This window comes from Variovorax sp. dw_308 (genome assembly GCF_019207085.1).
Taxonomy (GTDB): domain Bacteria; phylum Pseudomonadota; class Gammaproteobacteria; order Burkholderiales; family Burkholderiaceae_C; genus Variovorax.
In genome coordinates this window covers 1-16,707 of the sequence record NZ_JAATOM010000003.1, presented here as the reverse complement: position 1 = coordinate 16,707, position 16,707 = coordinate 1, and the positions used below count along the sequence as shown (strand labels likewise).

The window sequence follows — 16,707 nt, the reverse complement described above, 5'->3', positions numbered from 1 at the left end:
TCACCGGAGTTTGCGGTGCGGGGGTGCGGGCCTGCAAGGGTGTCGGACCGGTCCGGGCGCAGATCAGCACCAAGGTGCAATTGGCTGCGCCAGCGGCTGGGCGCGGGCGCATGCCGCGCAAGGTTTGTCCGGCACCGCGGCGCGGCCCCGGCTGACGCAAAAGCAGGCCGAATCCGACTGAAAATCGCTCACCCCCTGCTCCGCAAACATGGCAATTCACCCAGTCGAAAGTACCTGGCCCTTCCTGACCGGAGGCGGGCAACTCGCCGGATTGATCGCCAGCAGGGACTGGAGCCGCACGCCCGTCGGCCCGCTCGGCCACTGGCCGCCCCACATGAAGGCCGCCACCGCGCTCATGCTGCGTTCGGTCGTGCCCATCGTCATGCTCTGGGGCGACGACGGCGTCATGGTCTACAACGATGCCTACTCCGTCTTTGCCGGCAAGCGGCATCCGCAGTTGCTCGGCTCCAACGTCCGCGAGGGCTGGGACGAGGTGGCGGACTTCAACGACAACGTCATGAAAGTCGGCCTGGCGGGCGGCACGCTGAGCTACAGCGACCAGGAACTCACGCTGCATCGAAACGGCAGGGCCGAACAGGTGTGGATGAACCTCGACTATTCGCCCCTGCTCGACGGGGACGGCGTGCCCGTCGGCGTCATGGCCATCGTCGTGGAAACGACCGAAAAAGTGATGGCCGAGCGGCACCTGCAACGCGAGAGCGAGCGCTTCGAGCAGCTCTTCGAGCAGGCGCCCGGCTTCATGGCGATGCTCTCGGGGCCGCAGCACCGCTTCGTGCTCGCCAATCCCGCGTACCGGCGCCTTACTGGGGATCGCGAGTTGCTTGGGCGCACGGTGGCGCAGGCGCTGCCCGACGCGGCCGCGCAAGGCTATGTCGATCTGCTCGACAAGGTCTACGCCACCGGCGAGGCCTTTACCGCCCACGGCTCCCGCTACGCCATGCAGGTGCACGAAGGCGGGCCGGTGCAGGACCGCTATGTCGACTTCGTGTTCCAGCCGATCCGCGACGCCGCCGACGCCATCACCGGCATCTTCGTCGAGGGAGTGGACGTCACCGGGCGCATGGCCTCCGAGGCGGCGCGCCGCGAGACCGACGCCCGCCTGGCGCTGGTCATCGAAGGCGCGAAGGACCACGCGGTCCTGGCGACCGATGCGCTGGGCTTCGTCACCGACTGGTCCGCCGGCGCCGAGGCCATCTTCGGCTGGCGTGCGCAGGAGATCGTCGGGCGCACCGCCTCCACGCTGTTCACGCCCGAAGATCGCGCCAGGCGCGTGGACGTGATGGAGCTGGAGACGGCGGCGCGCGAGGGCTGCGCCACCGACGAACGCTGGCACCTGCGCAAGGACGGCACGCGCGTGTACATGAACGGCTCCGTGCGGCCCCTGCCCAATGACGTGCACGGACGGCCGCGGGGCTTCCTGAAGATTGCGCGGGACGAAACGGCGCGCAAGCGCGCCCTGGCATTCACGGACGCGCTGGCTTCCCTGCCTGCGTGCCTGCGTGACCTGGACGACCCTGCGGACATCACCTTTGCCGCGCTGCAACTGCTGGGCGAGACCCTGGGCGCGAGCCGCGTCGGCTTCGGCACCATCGACGCCGTGGCCGACACGCTGCATGTCGAGCGCGACTGGACCGCACCCCGCGTTCAAAGCCTCGCGGGGGTCACGCCGCTGCGCGATTACGGATCCTTCATCGACAGCCTCAAGCGGAACGAGTTCATCAGCATCGCCGACGTGCGCGAAGACGCACGGACTTCATCCGCCGCGCCCGCGCTGGAAGCACTCGACAGCCGGGCCTTCGTGAACGTGCCCGTGGTGGAGCAGGGCGTGCTGGTGGCGGTGCTCTATGTCAACAACACGAGCGTGCGCCAATGGTCCCCCGAAGAGCTGACCTTTGTGCGCGAGATGGCCGAGCGCACCCGTTCGGCCGCCGAGCGCGCGCGCGGCGTGGTCGCGCTGCGCCTGAGCGAAGCGCAGTTGCGCGAGGCCAATGAAACGCTCGAGGCCAACGTGCGTGCGCGCACAAGGGAACTGATGGCCGCCGAAGAAGCGCTTCGACAGTCGCAGAAGATGGAAGCCATCGGCCAGTTGACCGGCGGCATCGCCCACGACTTCAACAACCTGCTGGGCGGCATGAGCACCAGCCTGCAGGTGCTCGAGCGCCGCATGGCGGCCGGCAAGCTCGACAACGCCGCACGCTACCTTGGCATGGCGCAGGATTCGGTGAAGCGCGCGGCCGCGCTCACGCACCGCCTGCTGGCGTTTTCTCGCCGCCAGACGCTGGACCCGCGGGCGGTCGACGCCAACCGGCTGATCGGCGGCATGGAAGACCTCATCCGCCGCACCATGGGCCCCAGCGTGGAGGTCGAGGTGGTCGGCGCGGGTGGCCTGTGGGCCATCAAGGTCGACCCCTCGCAACTGGAAAACACGCTGCTCAACCTGTGCATCAACGCGCGCGACGCGATGGCGCCCAACGGCGGCAGGCTCACCATCGAGACCGCCAACAAGTGGCTCGACCAGCGCGCGGCCTCGGAGCGCGACTTGGCCTCCGGGCAGTACATCTCCATCTGCGTGACCGACACAGGCGCCGGCATGTCGGCCGACACGATTGCCCGCGCCTTCGACCCGTTCTTCACGACCAAGCCGATGGGGCAGGGCACCGGCCTGGGCCTGTCGATGGTCTATGGCTTCGTGAGGCAGTCGGGCGGGCAGGTGCGGGTGTATTCGGAGCTGGGCAAGGGCACGACCATGTGCCTCTACCTGCCGCGCCACCTGGGCAACGCGGAGGCTGAACCCGAACAGCCTCTGGCCGAAGCGGCGGAGCCGGGCGACGGCGAAACCGTGCTGGTGATCGAGGACGAAGCCACCATCCGCATGCTGATCGTCGAGGAACTGGAGGGCGCCGGCTACCGCGTGCTGTCGGCCGAAGATGCGCCCGGCGGGCTGCGCCTGCTGCAGTCCGACGCGCGCATCGACCTGCTGCTCACCGACGTGGGCCTGCCGGGTGGCCTGAATGGCCGCCAGGTCGCCGACGCCGGCCGCGTGGCGCGGCCGCAGCTCAAGGTGCTGTTCATCACCGGCTATGCCGAGAACGCCGCCGTCGGCAACGGCCTGCTGGAGCCCGGCATGGAAGTGATCACCAAGCCTTTCGACATTGCGGCGCTGGCGCGCAAGGTGCGGGACATGGTCGAGCGGTAGTTGGCTGTTGAAGCACGCTTGGAGTCCGAAGGATCGACGTTGGGGAGGTGGCTCGGATGTGTTGACAGGGGCTCCGATTCGCAGCGCTTCAAGGCGACTTGGCCGGTGGTGCCGAGCGTCGCGCCTGTTGCTGGGTGGCGATTCGGGCTTTAGAGACCGGCGCGCGCAAGGCGGCTGGATTCGGCATGGAAAAGCGGCAGCCGGTCATGACCAGTCAGTCGCGCGCCCGCGCGTTGCGACTGGTCTGACCCGCATTGCTGACATCGCAACCGAAAAGCGAAGCCTGGCCTTGACGCTAGAACGTGTGCCTGATGCCCAAGTCGTATCCTTTCGAACTGCTCGGAGCATAGCCCGAGACGCCGTTGCCAGTGGAAAGATAACCAGCGGTCCCGCCGGTCGCGGCTCCCATGATGGCCGGGTTGTTCTGCCCGTCCTTCACGCGGATGTATGCAGCGGTCGCGTAGAGCGCGGTGCGCTTCGACAGGTTGTAGTCATAGCCAATTGAGACCTTTTGCGTGGAGGCGTCCCGCTGCGGTGCAAAGGGCGCGCTCGTGCCGGGATCGTTGTCAAACTTCACACGCGCGTACGAGGCCTTGATCAAGCCCGCGCCGACGGGGATGGTCATGCCGACAAGTGCGCCGTTGTATTTGTCGTTCTCTCGCGTGGTGAGCGAGTTGGCCTGAACGACCGATCGCGACTGATCACGCAGTTGCGATACCTCGCCGAAAAGCTTGACGACATTGAAGTTGTAGGAGGCACCGATGCTGAAAGTCTTGATCTTCTCGTCGAGCTTGGTCCCGGTTGGAGCGCCGGCTGCGTTCACCGTGATGCCGTCGGCTGCGGTGCTTTCGCCATAGGCTATGGCGACATCCAAAGCCCCTGACGCGTAGCCGAAGCGACCGCCGGCGAACCGGCCCTTCGCCGAAGGGGTCTCGGGCACATTGCTTTGCTTGATGTTCTCGGGCAGCGCATATTGGAGCTGGCCATAGAAGCCTCCCAGATCGGCCGGGAGGATGTAGCCGATGCTGTTGCTGGTTTGCAGGTAGTTGTCCGTCGCCGCCACCGCGGACCCCGGCCCCTTCGTGATCTGCAGATTGCGGCCAACCGTGGACAACAGGCTCGCGCCTGAGCCAAGGGTGCCGAAGGCACTGAAGATGAGATCGTTCCAGTAGGTGGGCGTGAAATCCCGACCCAGGCGTATCTCTCCGAAAGGTCCAGACAAACTCACGGTGGACCTGCGATTGAACGCGATGGTGCTCCCAGGGCCCTGGCCGAGGCCGGTGTCGTTATTGAGGCCAGCTTCGAGCCAGAAGCCGGCTGCCAGCCCTCCCCCGAGGTCTTCAGTGCCACGAAACCCAAGCCGGCTGGGTGTGGTGTTGCTGGACGACTGCGCTGTCTGGCTGCGGGATGCGCTCGGCAATGGCGCGACCGGGCGTGCTGTGTTGTTGTAGAAGGTGCTTGCGTTGCTGTAGTAACTGACGCCGGCGTCCAGCGCGCCAAACAAGGTGACGGAAGACTGCGCTGATGCAGTGCCGGCACATGCCAGCATTGCTGCCGCGGCGATGGTTTTGTTCATGGGAGCTCCTCGGTTGATGTGAATTGGGGCGTGTAAAGGCGACACGCGCGGCGAGCGCCACGCGCGTGCTCCTGTTTCCGGACGGCTCAGTGCGCGCCGGCGGGGAGTGGGGCTGGCGTGCGTTCCGCCAGCACGGCATCGAGCCTGGGTTTGTCGAGTGCGCCTTCCCATTTCGAGATGACGATCGTGGCCACGGCGTTGCCGAGCAGGTTGGTCGGCACCATCCCTTCAGCAAGCAAGCGGTGAATGCCGAGGATCAGTGCCACGCTGGTCACTGGAATCGATCCGACCGTCGAGAGCGTGGCGGCGAGCACCACGAATGCCGCGCCAGCGACGCCCGCCGCGCCCTTGGACGTTAGCAACAACACCCCCAGCAGAAGCAGTTGCTGATAGATGTCCAGCGGTGTGTTCGTTGCTTGTGCAAGGAAGAGCGCCACCGAGGCCAGGTAGAGACATGTCCCGTCGAGGTTGAACGAATAGCCGGTCGGAATCACGAGGCCGACGACGCTGGCCTTGCAACCGAGGTTCTCCATCTTGATCAGCATGCGCGGCAGCACAGCCTCGGAGGATGTCGTTGCCAGGCAGATCAACAGCTCCTCGCGAAGGTACCGGATCAATTGGAACAGGCTGAAGCCGAACAGCTTGCACATTGGCCCCAGGACGAAGAACACGAATACAAAGCAGACGAAGTAGAAGCAGGCCAGCAAGTTCCCAAGGGAAGCGAGTGCGCCCGCGCCGTAGCGGCCGACGGTGAACGCGATCGCTCCGAATGCGCCGATGGGTGCCGCATACATCACGATGGCCACAGCGCGGAACAGCATCTCCGAGCCGATGTCGAGCAGGTCGATCACAGGCTTCGCGCGCTTGCCAATAGCGACCAGCGTGCTGCCCAAGATCACCGAGATCAGGAGGACTTGCAGGACATTGCCTTCGGCGAAGGCGCCAACCATCGCGTTCGGAATGATGTCCAGAAGGAAATTGACCGTTCCGTGCGACTTGGTCTGGTCAACGTACATCTTGACCGAGCCTGCATCCAGTGAGGCGGTGTTGACGTTCATGCCCGCACCCGGATGCCACAGGTTGACGATGACCATTGCGATGGCCAAGGCCACGGTGGTCATGACCTCGAAGTAGATCAATGCCTTGATGGCGACCCTGCCCACCTTCGACATGTCGCCCATCTTGGCAATGCCCAGCACGACCGTACAAAAGACGATGGGCGCAATCAGCATCCGGATAAGCTTGATGAAGCCATCGCCGAGCGGCTGCATGAGCTGGCCCGCAGTGGGATAGAAGTGCCCGAGGATGACGCCGACGGCCATCGCGACGAGCACCTGGACCCACAACTGCTTGTACCAGGCCTTGGGCGATCTTGGCTGCGGCGGCGCCACAGCAACGCTTTCTGAAATCATTTGCTTGTCTCCTTGGCTTTGCCTGGTTGTCTAGGACTTGCTGCCGGGAGCCGTGGTGCGCTCCTCCGGCCAGTACAAGCGCATCGGGTTGTCGACGAGCAATTTGCGTTGCAGCTCGGGCGTCGTCGCGATGTGCGGGATGAAGTCGACCAGCAGGCCGTCATCGGGCATGTGGTTCTTCAGGTTGGGATGGGGCCAGTCGGTGCCCCACAGCACGCGATCCGGAAACTCCTCGACCACGCGACGTGCAAACGGGACGACATCGCGATAGGCATCGCGCTCTCCGTCGAGTGCGGGCGGGCCACCCACCGAGAGCCGCTCCGGGCAGCTCACCTTGCTCCACACGTTGGGGTGCTCCCGCATGAACTTCAGCAGCAGGGCGAACTCGGGGCCGTCGATTGGCTTGGTCACGTCGGGGCGCCCCATGTGGTCGATCACCACATCGGTGGGAAGTGCGGTGAAGAAGTCCAGCAGTTCCGGCAGGTCCTGCGCCTCGAAGTAGATGACCACATGCCAGCCAAGCCGTGCGATGCGGCCCGCGATTTCCAACAGCTCGTCCTTCGGCGTGAAGTCGACCAAGCGCTTGACGAAGTTGAAGCGGACGCCGCGCACGCCGGCCTCATGCATCCGTTGCAGCTCGTCGTCCGTGACGCTGCGACGCACTGTCGCCACGCCGCGCGCCATGCCGTTCGAGTGCGCAAGGGCATCGACCATTGCGCTGTTGTCGGCGCCGTGGCAGGTCGCCTGCACGACGACATTGCGCGCGAAGCCGAGGTGGTCGCGCAATGCGAACAGTTGATCCTTGCTGGCATCGCACGGCGTGTACTTGCGCTCCGGCGCGAAGGGGAATTGCGCGCCCGGGCCGAACACGTGGCAATGGGCATCCACCGCACCGCGCGGGAGCTGGAATCGGGGCTTGCTGGGGTTGGCATACCAGTCGAGCCAATCGGGGGTCTTGGTGAATTGCATGTTCGGTCCTTGGAGTTGATTCGCTGAGGGGTGTGTCGTGCTGCCAGCATCAATCGATGTAGCGCAGGCCCGCCTTGGCCAGCGGCTCGCGCATCTGGTACATGTCGAGACCGAGCACGCCGGCCGCCAGCTTCTCGCGCTTTTCCCCCTCCAGGTTCTCGCGCTTCTTCGCGGCGTCTGCCACCTGCTGCGCGATGGACGCTGGCACCACGACGACGCCATCGTCATCGGCGACCACGACATCGCCCGGATTGACGAGTGCTCCCGCGCAGATCACCGGGATGTTCACCGAGCCGAGCGTCGCCTTGATCGTGCCCTTCGAGCTGATCGCCTTGCTCCAGACCGGAAAGCCCATCGCGCTGAGGTCCTTGACGTCGCGGACCCCGCCGTCGATCACGAGCCCCTGGGCGCCGCGTGCCATGAAACTGGTCGCCAGCAGGTCGCCGAAGAAGCCGTCGGTGCAATCCGCCGTCACGGCGGCCACCACGATGTCGCCGGGTTGAATCTGTTCCGCGGCGACGTGCATCATCCAGTTGTCGCCGGGTTGCAGGAGCACTGTGACGGCCGTCCCGCAAGCACGCGCGCCTGGATAGATCGGCCGCATGATCGGCTTCATGAGGCCCACGCGCCCCATCGCTTCGTGGATGGTGGCCGTGCCGAACTGACCCAACTGATCGCGCGCTGCAGCGTTGGCGCGGTCGATGTTTCGCTTGACGACGCCAAGCTGGTTGATGAGAGGCGCTTGGGTGGTCATGCTGTGGCTTTCTGCTTGAGTTGTGCGTCGAGACGCGGGAATACGCGGCGTGCGTTGCCTTCGAAGACGAGGTGGCGTTCTTCAGCGCTGAGGTTCGCGGTCGAATCGACATAGCGGCGCGTGTCGTCGAAGTAGTGGCCCGTCTCCGGGTCGATGCCGCGCACCGCGCCGATCATTTCGCTGGCGAAGAGGATGTTCTTGACGGGGATCACCTTGGTCAGCAGGTCGATGCCGGGCTGGTGATACACGCAGGTGTCGAAGAAGATGTTGTTGAGCAGGTGATCGTTCAGCAGCGGCTTCTTCATTTCCTGGGCGAGGCCACGGAACCGGCCCCAGTGATAGGGGACCGCGCCGCCCCCGTGCGGGATCACGAAGCGCAGCGTCGGGAAGTCCTTGAACAGGTCCGAGGTCAGGCACTGCATGAAGGCCGTGGTGTCGGCATTCAGGTAGTGCGCGCCGGTGGTGTGGAAGCAGGCGTTGCAGCTCGTGCTCACGTGAACCATGGCCGGGATGTCGAGCTCCACCATCTTTTCGTAGATCGGGTACCAGTGACGGTCCGACAGCGGGGGCGAAGTCCAGTGCCCGCCCGACGGATCGGGGTTTAGGTTGATGCCGACGAATCCGTAGTCCTTCACGCAGCGTTCCAGCTCCGGGATGCAGGTGCGCGGGTCCACGCCCGGCGACTGCGGCAGCATCGCGGCACCGATGAAGTGGTCGGGGAAGAGTCGCGCGACGCGATGGCACAGCTCGTTGCAGATCGCAGCCCAGGTCGACGACACCTCGAAGTCGCCGATGTGGTGTGCCATGAAGCTGGCGCGCGGGCTGAAGATCGTCAGGTCGCTGCCGCGCTCTTTCATGAGGCGCAGCTGGTTGCCTTCGATCGACTCGCGCAACTCGTCGTCGCTGATCTTCAGGTCGGAGACACGTGGCTTGAGCGCGGAATCCTGGATGCCCGCGATCTGCCGGTTGCGCCAGTTCTCCAGCGCCTTGGGCGCGGTCGTGTAGTGGCCGTGGCAATCAATGATCATTGGAATGAAGTGGTTGGTGGATTGGAGGTGGGGGCCTTCTGAAGGCGTGGCGCCAGTGTGTTTTCAAGCGGTCGCGCGTGGGGTGAGTTCGCGTTGCGCTGCCATCAGACTTTTTTATTTAATAGGGTTAACCCTAGATGCACTGAGATCGTGCTCACGAGGATGATTTGCCACCGTGCAGCAAGACAGCCATCCACACAAAGTTATCGAGCCGAGGCACACCGACGCGCTGGAGATCAACCTTCGGCACCTGCGTTCGTTCTCGGCCGTTGCCGCGGCCGGCAGCGTTTCCGGCGCTGCGGAGGCCCTGTACCGCGTTCCTTCAGGCGTGACGCGATCCATCTCCGAACTCGAGGGGGCACTGGGCAGGCCGCTCTTCGATCGGCAGGCTCGCGGGATGGCGATCAATTCGTATGGCGAGCTGGTGCTGGTTCGCGCACGACGGATCGAACGGGAGTTCGAGGACGCCCGCGCCCAGCTTGTCGCGCGCGGAGGCACGGGTGCGTCGACCGACGTTCACTCGCTCTTCGGCTCGATCCTGAATGGCCGGCGCCTGGCGGTCATCGCGAGTCTCGCGGAGAAGCGCAACATGCCCGCGGTCGCGCGCGAGTTCGGCATCACGCAGCCGGGCATCAGCGCCGCCCTGAAGGCGCTCGAGGACGGGCTCGGGGTCGCTCTCTTCGATCGCTCGGCACGCGGACTCGCGCCGACGCAGGCCGGCGAGATCGCCGCGTTCTACTTTAAGCGGGTGCTTGCGGAACTGCGCCATATCGGCCCCGACATCGCGGCCAGCGAAGGCACGCTGCAAGGCACCGTGCACGTCGGGGCGCTGCCGCTGGGTCGCACACGCATCCTTCCGCTGGCCGTTGCGTCGCTGCTCGCGCGCCACCCGCTGCTGCACGTCACGACCGTAGAGAGCCCTTACGACGCGCTCGCAGCTTCCTTGCGCAGTGGCGACATCGACTTCATCCTCGGCGCGCTCCGCCATGCCGACGAGGCCAGGGACCTGCAACAGCAAGCGCTCTTCGAGGACCGCATCTCGGTCATTGCCCGTGCGGGCCATCCGCTCGCACTGGAGCCGCGCATCGACTTCGACACCCTCCGCCGTGCCACGTGGGCGCTCTCGCGGCGCGGCTCGCCTTCGCGCGAACTCATCGAGCGATTCTTCTCGCAGGCAAATCAGTCGCTGCCCGAGCCCGCTGTAGAAACTGGCGACCTGGCGGTACTGCGCGGCTTGCTGCTCGAGAGCGACATGCTGACCGCAATCTCCGCGCATCAGCTGCACTACGAGATTCGCGACGGCAGCCTTGTCGTGCTGGACTTTCCTCTCGAACAGACAAAGCGCCAGATCGGCCTCACTCAGCGCCCCGGCGCATTCCCTTCGCCGGGAGCGCGGGCATTGATGCAGGAGATCGGCGGTGTGGTGGCAAGTCTTCCTGACTTCCACACCCAGACGTAGACCTTCGAAGAATTCAGGCGGGTTCCATGCCGTGACGCCGCTTCGTGGCAGCCGCGTCGGCGGAGATCATGAAGGCCAGCAGTTGCCGTACCGCATCGACTTGCGTCGATCCGGTCACCATGGCCGCCGAGAACGTGGTCGTGATCTGGATGGCATCTGGCAGCGGACCGACGATGTCGATCCCGTCCAGACGCATCAATTCGCCAAGCTGCTGGAAGCCCAGTGCGACCGCCCCATTCGCGATCAGGGTTCCGACCGGTACACCCGCCGGTGCCTGCACGAGGCGCTGCTGCAACGCCTCTGCAATGCCCCACCGCTCGAACAGCGCAATCAAGGCCACGCCGCTCGGCCCGGTCGAATAGCCGATGTTCGGCGACGCCAGCACGGCATTGCGCAAGGCAGCTTCGGAAGTGATGTCCGGCGCCGGCACACCCGCGCGGACAGCGACCGCCACGCCGGAATGCGCCAGCGCCACTTCGCTGCCGGCGACCAGCTTGCCGGCAGCGACAAGCTTGCCGATCGCGTCCGAAGCCAACACTGCGATGTCGAATGCCTCTCCGATCTGGACGCGCTTCGCGGCGTCGACACCGCCCACAGATTCCACGCGCACGCTGTCGTGCGTGCGCCGCTGCCATGCATCGGCCAATTCACCGAGCACCTGGCGCGTGGCCATCGACGAAATGATGTGGATCGTTGCGCTGTTCATGAGGTGTGCTCCCGCGAGGGCCGAAGTTTGGATGATTCAGGATTTTCGGGCCGACGTGCGAATCTGCTCCATGAGGGAGAGCGCGGCAGCCGAAAGGCTTGCGCCTGTTCTTGTGGTCAGTCCGATTTCGCGTTGCATGCCTTCCATTGGCAGCGCCAGCGTCATGCCCGAAGGCGTGCGCGTTCTGGAAGCCGCCGCCCGTCGATTCGGATTTGGCGCAGAAACGGCAATCACTCGATGTGGGTGAGGCTGCTGGCACTGTCCGATGACTTGGCCGACCAACACGTTTAGCGCGGCAAACAAGTTGGTCGTGCCATTGCGCTTGTGATCGTACGTCGTGGTGGCCGCACGCCCCTTCTTTAGCGGGCAGCCCGGGCAGCGCGTGGTACAGCGCCCGCACCTGGCTCTTTTCGCCGCAGCACAGCATCAACGCATCCTCGGGCGGCGACATTTACAGCCCCAGGATTCCAGTTACTGTAGTTGGCGGAGAAAGTTCAAGTCATCCGGCGCAACGGGCGCTTTCGGCTGCATAGCTGGCGTTCAGAACTCATTCCCGACCGTCGACAACGGGCCCATCAGCGACACCCACGATCCACGCAATCGCCAAGGTCCGGCCTCGTCGCTGAGCGGCGCTTTTGCGACGAGCTTGGCGCCGGGTTCCTTGCAGGCCTCCTCGTTGCGGGGCAGGCATGCGCTCAGGCAACTCAATCGACCGTCGCGCCCGACACCTGCACCAGCTCTGGATGATCGGCCCGCTGGCCTCCAGGTTCTTGCGGACCTCGGGCGAACTGTTGCCCATGGCCACGAGCGCGCGCGGTCAGCATGCGGTAGCTGGCGGTCTTTCGCAGGCGTAACGGCCAGGCTGCAGTTCAGCGACTCACGTCGACGTTGCGCGACTCCGGCAACATCCACATCGCAACAAGGCTCACGGCGCTCATCGCGACGACGTACCAGGCCGGCGCCATCGGGTTGTGCGTGACGGCCAGCAGCCAGGTGACGACGAACTGCGTGGTGCCGCCGAACAGCGAAGTGCCGATGGCATAGACGAGCGAGAGACCCGTGCTGCGCACGGCGATGGGCAACAGTTCGGGTACCTGTACCAGACCTGCCGTTCCGAACACGGCCGTGAGCGCCGCCAGGAGTGCGGACACGGTGAGCAGGGTGGCCGCACCAGGCGCTCCCGAGAGCCACATGAAGAGCGGAACGATCGACAGCATCAGCGCCAGCCTCGGCAGCATGTTGACGACGCGCCGGCCGTAGCGATCACACAAGAGGCCGCCAACAAGCGCAAAAGCGAATGTCGTGGCGCCGCCCACCAGCACACTGCCTTGCGCCAGCGCGGCGGGCAGCTTGAGAACCTGCACCGCATAGGTCACCATGTAGTTGCCGACTTGCGAGGCCACGGCGGTGGAGGCCGTCGCAAAGACCCCCAGCCACAGGATGCGGCCGTGCTTGCGAAACACGGCGCCGACGATCGAGGCGCCACTGCGCTCGGTGTCGCCGCCGTGGGTCTCGGGGAGGCTGCGCCGGATGTAGATAGCGATGGGCACCAGCACCAGGCTGAAAAGGAACGGAATGCGCCAGCCCCAGGTTGCGAGCTGCTCCTGCGAAAGCACCAGCGACAGCGTGACACCGAAGATGCCGCCCACCGTCACTGCCAATCCCTGGCTGGCGATCTGCCAGCTCGAATAGAAGGCGCGCTTGCCGGGCGGTGCCGCCTCGATTAGCAGTGACGTGGCCGGACCCACCTCGCCGCCCAGGGCAAGCCCTTGCAGCAGGCGGCAGAAGACCACGATGATGGGCGCGGCGATACCGATGCTGGCGTAGCTGGGCGTGGCCGCCAGGCCCAGGGTGCCCACGGTGATGAGGGTCACGGTCAGGATCATCGCGGGCTTGCGGCCCACCTTGTCTGCAAAAGCGCCGATCAGCACGCCGCCGAGCGGGCGGGTAAAGAAGCCCACGCCGAAGGTCGCCACCGCGACCATGAGGCTCCCGAATTCGCCGGCGACCGGAAAGAAGGTCTTGCCGATGTAGACAGCGAAGTAGGCGTAGATCACGAAGTCGTAGAACTCCAGCGCATTGCCGGCCACGGCCGCCGCCACCGCCTTGCGGCTGATGGACGGGCCGGCCGACGGCGCGCTGCTGGCGGCCTCGATGGAGGGGGGGAATTCGCGCATGCTTTCGCTGCGCGCCAGTGTCGTTGCACTCATGGGGATGTCTCCGTGTAGTAGGTCTTGTGGGGTCAGGTGGCAAGCGATGGCAGGGCCGCGTCTTCCTGCAGGCCGCGCAAGGCCTGCAGGCAGACTTGCGAGCCTTGCTGCCATACCGTGTGCTTCCAGTCGGGCTCATCGGGATAGAAGGCATCCTTCATTTCCTGCTGGATGCCGGTAGCTTGTGCCGTGTCGCCGCTGCCATGGCGATGCAGCCAGTGCTCGGCACGCATGGCGGCGCTGACGCGCTCCATCGGGTACGTGCCGTATTCCAGGCAGATGCCCACGTGGCGGGCCTGCGGGCACTCGTCGGTGAGCGCGCACTGGATCGGGCCGGTCAGCGGGATGCTGGTCGAGGTGCCGGTGGTGACCGATGTCAGCTCACCCCACCAGCGCCTGCCGCTTGCGAGCACCGCCGGGTCTTCATCCATGCTGGCAAAGATGCGCTCGCCCACGCCGTAGGGGCCGAGGCCGGTATGGATGTCGATGGAGGCCAGCTGTCGTACTTGCGTGGCGTAGCGGCGCAGGATGCTCCGAAAGGTCTTGTTGCTCCACGCCGGTTCCAGCCCGCCATAGTGCAGGCCGTCAGCATGGCTGTGCTGGCCGAGCGATATCGCCCGCTGCAGGCCGCGGACGCCGTGGCGTTCGCGGTATTCGGCAATGCGGGCCTCGTTGTCGGGCAGCGGTGGCCATTGCGTGGGCAACAGCGAGTCGTGGATCTCGCCATAGCCGGAGTTGATCGGCAGCGGCTTCGTGAAGTCGACGAAGTTGCGATTGAGGTCGATGTTTTCCTGCGTCGCGCGGCGCAGGTGCGAAAAGCCGTAGGGATTGACCGCGTGCACGTACAGCACCGACGTGTCGCTCGGAAGCACGGCGCCTCCCATGCGCAACATGCCGGTCTGGATGGCCGAGCCGCAGAAACCTTCCACCCCATGGACGCCACTGATGACGATGAGCATCCTGGATGCATCGGCCGGGCCGTCCAGCACCACGTCGGTGGCGAGAACTTCGCCCTGCGCGCCGGGCAAGGGCAGCATGTGGCTGTCCACGGACAGGCCACGCGCCTGCGCGGCCTGCATGAATTTGCGGCGGGCCTGGGCGTAGTCGGGGCTGAACAGGTCGATGACCTGGGTGTCGTTCATGTTTCGATGTCTCCGTAGTCGTTGTGTGGTAGTCGTGGGGATCAGGCGGTGGCCGTGGCGCCGAGGCGCTGCTGCTGGCGCGTCCGGCAGGCCTCGCCGAAGGCGGCGAAGATGGCGTGCGCAAACGGGCTGTCGTCGATGCGCATCTCGGGGTGCCACTGCACCGCCAGCGTGAACTGGGGCGCGGCCTCGATGGAGAACGCCTCGACAAGGCCGTCCGGGGCCCTGGCCTCGACGCGCAGGCCCTGACCCAGACGCTCGATGCCTTGGTGATGCAGGGAGTTGACGAGGGCATGCGTACCACCGGCAAGGGTCGCCAAGCGGGTGCCCGGGACGATGTGCAGCGCGTGGCTGTCGTCGTACCAGCGTTCGATGGGCCGCCCGTGATCGCCTTCGCGGTGATCGAGCGCGCCGGGCAATTCGTGGACGGCGGGATTCAAGGTGCCGCCGAAGACGACGTTGAGTTCCTGGAAGCCTCGACAGATCCCCAACACCGGAACGCCGGCATCGATGAGCCGCGGCAGCAGCGGAAGGATGGCGGCATCGCGGTCGCGGTCCAGCAGCATGGGCGCATGCGGCTTGGGTGCACCGTAGCGCGCCGGGTCCACGTTCGAGGGGCTGCCTGTGAGAAGGATGCCGTCGATCGAGGCGATGAGCGTGTCCGCATCCAGCGCGTCGCCGAGCGCGGGCAAGACCAGGGGCATGGCCTGCGCCGCCTTGGCCACGGCCCGCAAGTAACCGTGCGTCGCCGCGTGCGAGGGATGACCATGACGCTCGATACGGTCGGATGCGACGGCGACCATGGGTCGCAAGACAGGGAAATCAGGGGTGAAGGGCTTCATCGAAGTGCGCTTTCCGGCTTGGGAATCGCAGTCTAGAAATCCTTTCGATTTGCGTAAATCGCAATATAGTTTCGTATGACTTGCAAGACATGCAACTGACATGAACACCCGGCAGCTGCGGCACTTCCTGGCCGTCATGGACCTCGGCTCGCTCAGTGCTGCTGCCAATAGCGTGCACCTGAGCCTGCCAGCCCTGTCGCGCAGCCTGCAGGCGCTGGAGGATGAACTGCGTGTGCCGCTGTTCGATCGGCAGGACCGCCGACTTCGCCCCACCGCTTATGCGCTGGAATACGTCCAGCGGGCGAGGAGCATCGTGTTCGACGAGAAGGAAGGCGCCCGCTCGCTGGCGCTCATGCGCGCGGGGGAACACGGTCCTCTCTCGTTCGGCATGGGTTCTTCCATCGCACTGAACCTGCTTGGGCCCATGTTGTTGCGGTTGCTGGCCGATGCGCCAGGGCTGTATGTCACGACGCTGGTGCAGAGCACCGACGTGCTCGCCGCGGCGCTGCGCCGGGAGGAACTGGATTTCTTCGTCGGCGACGTTCGCGTCGCCGCGCACGATCGTGACTTGATCGCCGAGCCCTTGTATCCCTGCACCTTCGGATGGTTCGCCCGCAAGCGGCACCCCCTGGCCGGGCGCGCGCGCGTCACCGTCGAACACCTCGCCGAGTACCCGTTGATCATGTCGGGCTACGCCGACGACGCCGTGATGCGGCGCATGGCGGAGCTCTACGGCTTCACGCTACCGCTCCAGCAGCACTTCGCGGCCAGCACGAACGACGTCGCCACCGTTCACACCCTCATCACCGCCAGCGACGCCATTGCGCCATCGACGGACATCGCGGTGATCTCTGCCGTGCGAGCCGGCACCGTGGTCCAGCTCGACGTGGCGCCAGCCCTCGACCTCGAACTCACCCTCGGAATCGTCGAGCGGGGCGGCCGAACACGTGTGCCTGCTGCAGAGCGTGCGTTTGCCCTGGTGCGGGCATTCTTTGCTTCAGCGGCGCAAGAGGTCGCGGTGCACCTGCCGCCCAGGAAAACGGTGCGACGGGCAAAGGCGCGCTGAGGGCGTCCGGGAGATCCAGGGCCTGACACCGGGCGCAAGCGGCCCGGCCTCCTTGTCGAAGTTCGTTGCGGGGGCGCCGCTGCAGGCAACGGCCTGCTGGAGCGCGGCATGGAGGTGATCGCCAAGCCTTTGAACCTTGCCGCGCTGGCGCGCAAGTGCGGGACATGATCGAGCAGTAGCGGGGTGTCGAGGAACGCTTCTGGCCCGAAGGGGCGGCCGCTGGGGGGGCGCGGATGTGTCGACGGGGGTTCCGATGGCGGTGCTTCAGTATTCGGGCTTGAGAGACGGACCCGTGCAAAGCGAGTGGATCCGGAAAAGACGGCAGC

Annotated in this window: 13 protein-coding genes and 1 pseudogene; 3 read left to right on the top strand and 11 right to left on the bottom strand. The window is 65.5% G+C overall.

Going from position 1 to position 16,707, the window contains the following annotated elements:
- The first annotated feature begins 208 nt into the window (after nucleotides 1–208).
- On the top strand, nucleotides 209–3,217 hold the full coding sequence (locus HCU76_RS06450; RefSeq protein WP_256354064.1) for a PAS domain S-box protein: 3,009 nt from the start codon (nucleotides 209–211) through the stop codon (nucleotides 3,215–3,217).
- Nucleotides 3,218–3,512: 295 nt separating this feature from the next.
- Here the strand turns inward: HCU76_RS06450 and HCU76_RS06445 are convergent, their stop codons facing one another.
- From HCU76_RS06445 to HCU76_RS06425, 5 genes are all read right to left on the bottom strand, one after another.
- Nucleotides 3,513–4,793, bottom strand: a complete 1,281-nt coding sequence (locus tag HCU76_RS06445; protein WP_218508806.1) for a porin — start codon at nucleotides 4,791–4,793, stop codon at nucleotides 3,513–3,515.
- Nucleotides 4,794–4,879: 86 nt separating this feature from the next.
- A complete protein-coding gene (gene dctA / locus HCU76_RS06440) occupies nucleotides 4,880–6,205 on the bottom strand; it encodes a C4-dicarboxylate transporter DctA (protein ID WP_218508805.1) in 1,326 nt (441 codons plus the stop codon).
- Between the two features lie 30 nt (nucleotides 6,206–6,235).
- Nucleotides 6,236–7,174: an amidohydrolase family protein gene (locus tag HCU76_RS06435; protein WP_218508804.1), complete on the bottom strand. Its 939-nt coding sequence runs from the start codon at nucleotides 7,172–7,174 to the stop codon at nucleotides 6,236–6,238.
- A gap of 49 nt (nucleotides 7,175–7,223) precedes the next feature.
- Nucleotides 7,224–7,907, bottom strand: a complete 684-nt coding sequence (ligK, locus tag HCU76_RS06430; RefSeq protein ID WP_371319784.1) for a 4-carboxy-4-hydroxy-2-oxoadipate aldolase/oxaloacetate decarboxylase — start codon at nucleotides 7,905–7,907, stop codon at nucleotides 7,224–7,226.
- Between the two features lie 17 nt (nucleotides 7,908–7,924).
- Nucleotides 7,925–8,956, bottom strand: coding sequence for an amidohydrolase family protein (locus HCU76_RS06425; protein ID WP_218508802.1), 1,032 nt, complete (start codon nucleotides 8,954–8,956; stop codon nucleotides 7,925–7,927).
- 175 nt (nucleotides 8,957–9,131) lie between these two features.
- Here HCU76_RS06425 and HCU76_RS06420 point away from each other — a divergent pair, with 175 nt between their 5' ends.
- The gene (locus tag HCU76_RS06420; RefSeq protein WP_371319771.1) at nucleotides 9,132–10,415 is read left to right on the top strand and encodes a LysR family transcriptional regulator; all 1,284 of its coding nucleotides are present in this window, start codon (nucleotides 9,132–9,134) and stop codon (nucleotides 10,413–10,415) included.
- A 13-nt stretch (nucleotides 10,416–10,428) separates the two neighbouring features.
- Here the strand turns inward: HCU76_RS06420 and HCU76_RS06415 are convergent, their stop codons facing one another.
- The 6 genes and pseudogenes from HCU76_RS06415 to HCU76_RS06400 all read right to left on the bottom strand — a co-directional run bounded on the left by HCU76_RS06415 (nucleotide 10,429) and on the right by HCU76_RS06400 (nucleotide 15,315).
- Complete coding sequence (locus HCU76_RS06415) at nucleotides 10,429–11,121, bottom strand: substrate-binding domain-containing protein (RefSeq protein ID WP_218508801.1); 693 nt, start codon at nucleotides 11,119–11,121, stop codon at nucleotides 10,429–10,431.
- Nucleotides 11,122–11,157: 36 nt separating this feature from the next.
- Entirely contained in the window at nucleotides 11,158–11,286 is a 129-nt protein-coding gene (locus tag HCU76_RS36545; RefSeq protein ID WP_256354104.1) for a hypothetical protein, read from the bottom strand.
- A 69-nt stretch (nucleotides 11,287–11,355) separates the two neighbouring features.
- A pseudogene (locus HCU76_RS36540) lies at nucleotides 11,356–11,572 on the bottom strand (IS630 family transposase); the annotation flags it as partial.
- Between the two features lie 418 nt (nucleotides 11,573–11,990).
- Nucleotides 11,991–13,331 (bottom strand): MFS transporter, encoded by a 1,341-nt coding sequence (locus HCU76_RS06410; protein WP_218508800.1) that lies wholly within the window; start codon nucleotides 13,329–13,331, stop codon nucleotides 11,991–11,993.
- Between the two features lie 32 nt (nucleotides 13,332–13,363).
- Complete coding sequence (locus HCU76_RS06405) at nucleotides 13,364–14,473, bottom strand: M14 family metallopeptidase (RefSeq protein WP_218508799.1); 1,110 nt, start codon at nucleotides 14,471–14,473, stop codon at nucleotides 13,364–13,366.
- A 41-nt stretch (nucleotides 14,474–14,514) separates the two neighbouring features.
- Complete coding sequence (locus HCU76_RS06400) at nucleotides 14,515–15,315, bottom strand: gamma-glutamyl-gamma-aminobutyrate hydrolase family protein (protein ID WP_218508798.1); 801 nt, start codon at nucleotides 15,313–15,315, stop codon at nucleotides 14,515–14,517.
- Between the two features lie 100 nt (nucleotides 15,316–15,415).
- On the opposite strand from HCU76_RS06400, the gene HCU76_RS06395 reads away from it, so the two are divergent.
- Nucleotides 15,416–16,381 (top strand): LysR family transcriptional regulator, encoded by a 966-nt coding sequence (locus HCU76_RS06395; protein ID WP_213957785.1) that lies wholly within the window; start codon nucleotides 15,416–15,418, stop codon nucleotides 16,379–16,381.
- Nucleotides 16,382–16,707 lie beyond the last annotated feature (326 nt).

Excerpts from the sequence above, each read along its gene's own strand:
- HCU76_RS06450 (WP_256354064.1), top strand. The coding sequence starts at position 209 with ATGGCAATTCACCCAGTCGAAAGTACCTGGCCCTTCCTGACCGGAGGC.
- HCU76_RS06445 (WP_218508806.1), bottom strand. The coding sequence starts at position 4,793 with ATGAACAAAACCATCGCCGCGGCAGCAATGCTGGCATGTGCCGGCACT.
- dctA (WP_218508805.1), bottom strand. The coding sequence starts at position 6,205 with ATGATTTCAGAAAGCGTTGCTGTGGCGCCGCCGCAGCCAAGATCGCCC.
- HCU76_RS06435 (WP_218508804.1), bottom strand. The coding sequence starts at position 7,174 with ATGCAATTCACCAAGACCCCCGATTGGCTCGACTGGTATGCCAACCCC.
- HCU76_RS06425 (WP_218508802.1), bottom strand. The coding sequence starts at position 8,956 with ATGATCATTGATTGCCACGGCCACTACACGACCGCGCCCAAGGCGCTG.
- HCU76_RS06415 (WP_218508801.1), bottom strand. The coding sequence starts at position 11,121 with ATGAACAGCGCAACGATCCACATCATTTCGTCGATGGCCACGCGCCAG.
- HCU76_RS36545 (WP_256354104.1), bottom strand. The coding sequence starts at position 11,286 with ATGACGCTGGCGCTGCCAATGGAAGGCATGCAACGCGAAATCGGACTG.
- HCU76_RS06410 (WP_218508800.1), bottom strand. The coding sequence starts at position 13,331 with ATGAGTGCAACGACACTGGCGCGCAGCGAAAGCATGCGCGAATTCCCC.
- HCU76_RS06405 (WP_218508799.1), bottom strand. The coding sequence starts at position 14,473 with ATGAACGACACCCAGGTCATCGACCTGTTCAGCCCCGACTACGCCCAG.
- HCU76_RS06400 (WP_218508798.1), bottom strand. The coding sequence starts at position 15,315 with ATGAAGCCCTTCACCCCTGATTTCCCTGTCTTGCGACCCATGGTCGCC.
- HCU76_RS06395 (WP_213957785.1), top strand. The coding sequence starts at position 15,416 with ATGAACACCCGGCAGCTGCGGCACTTCCTGGCCGTCATGGACCTCGGC.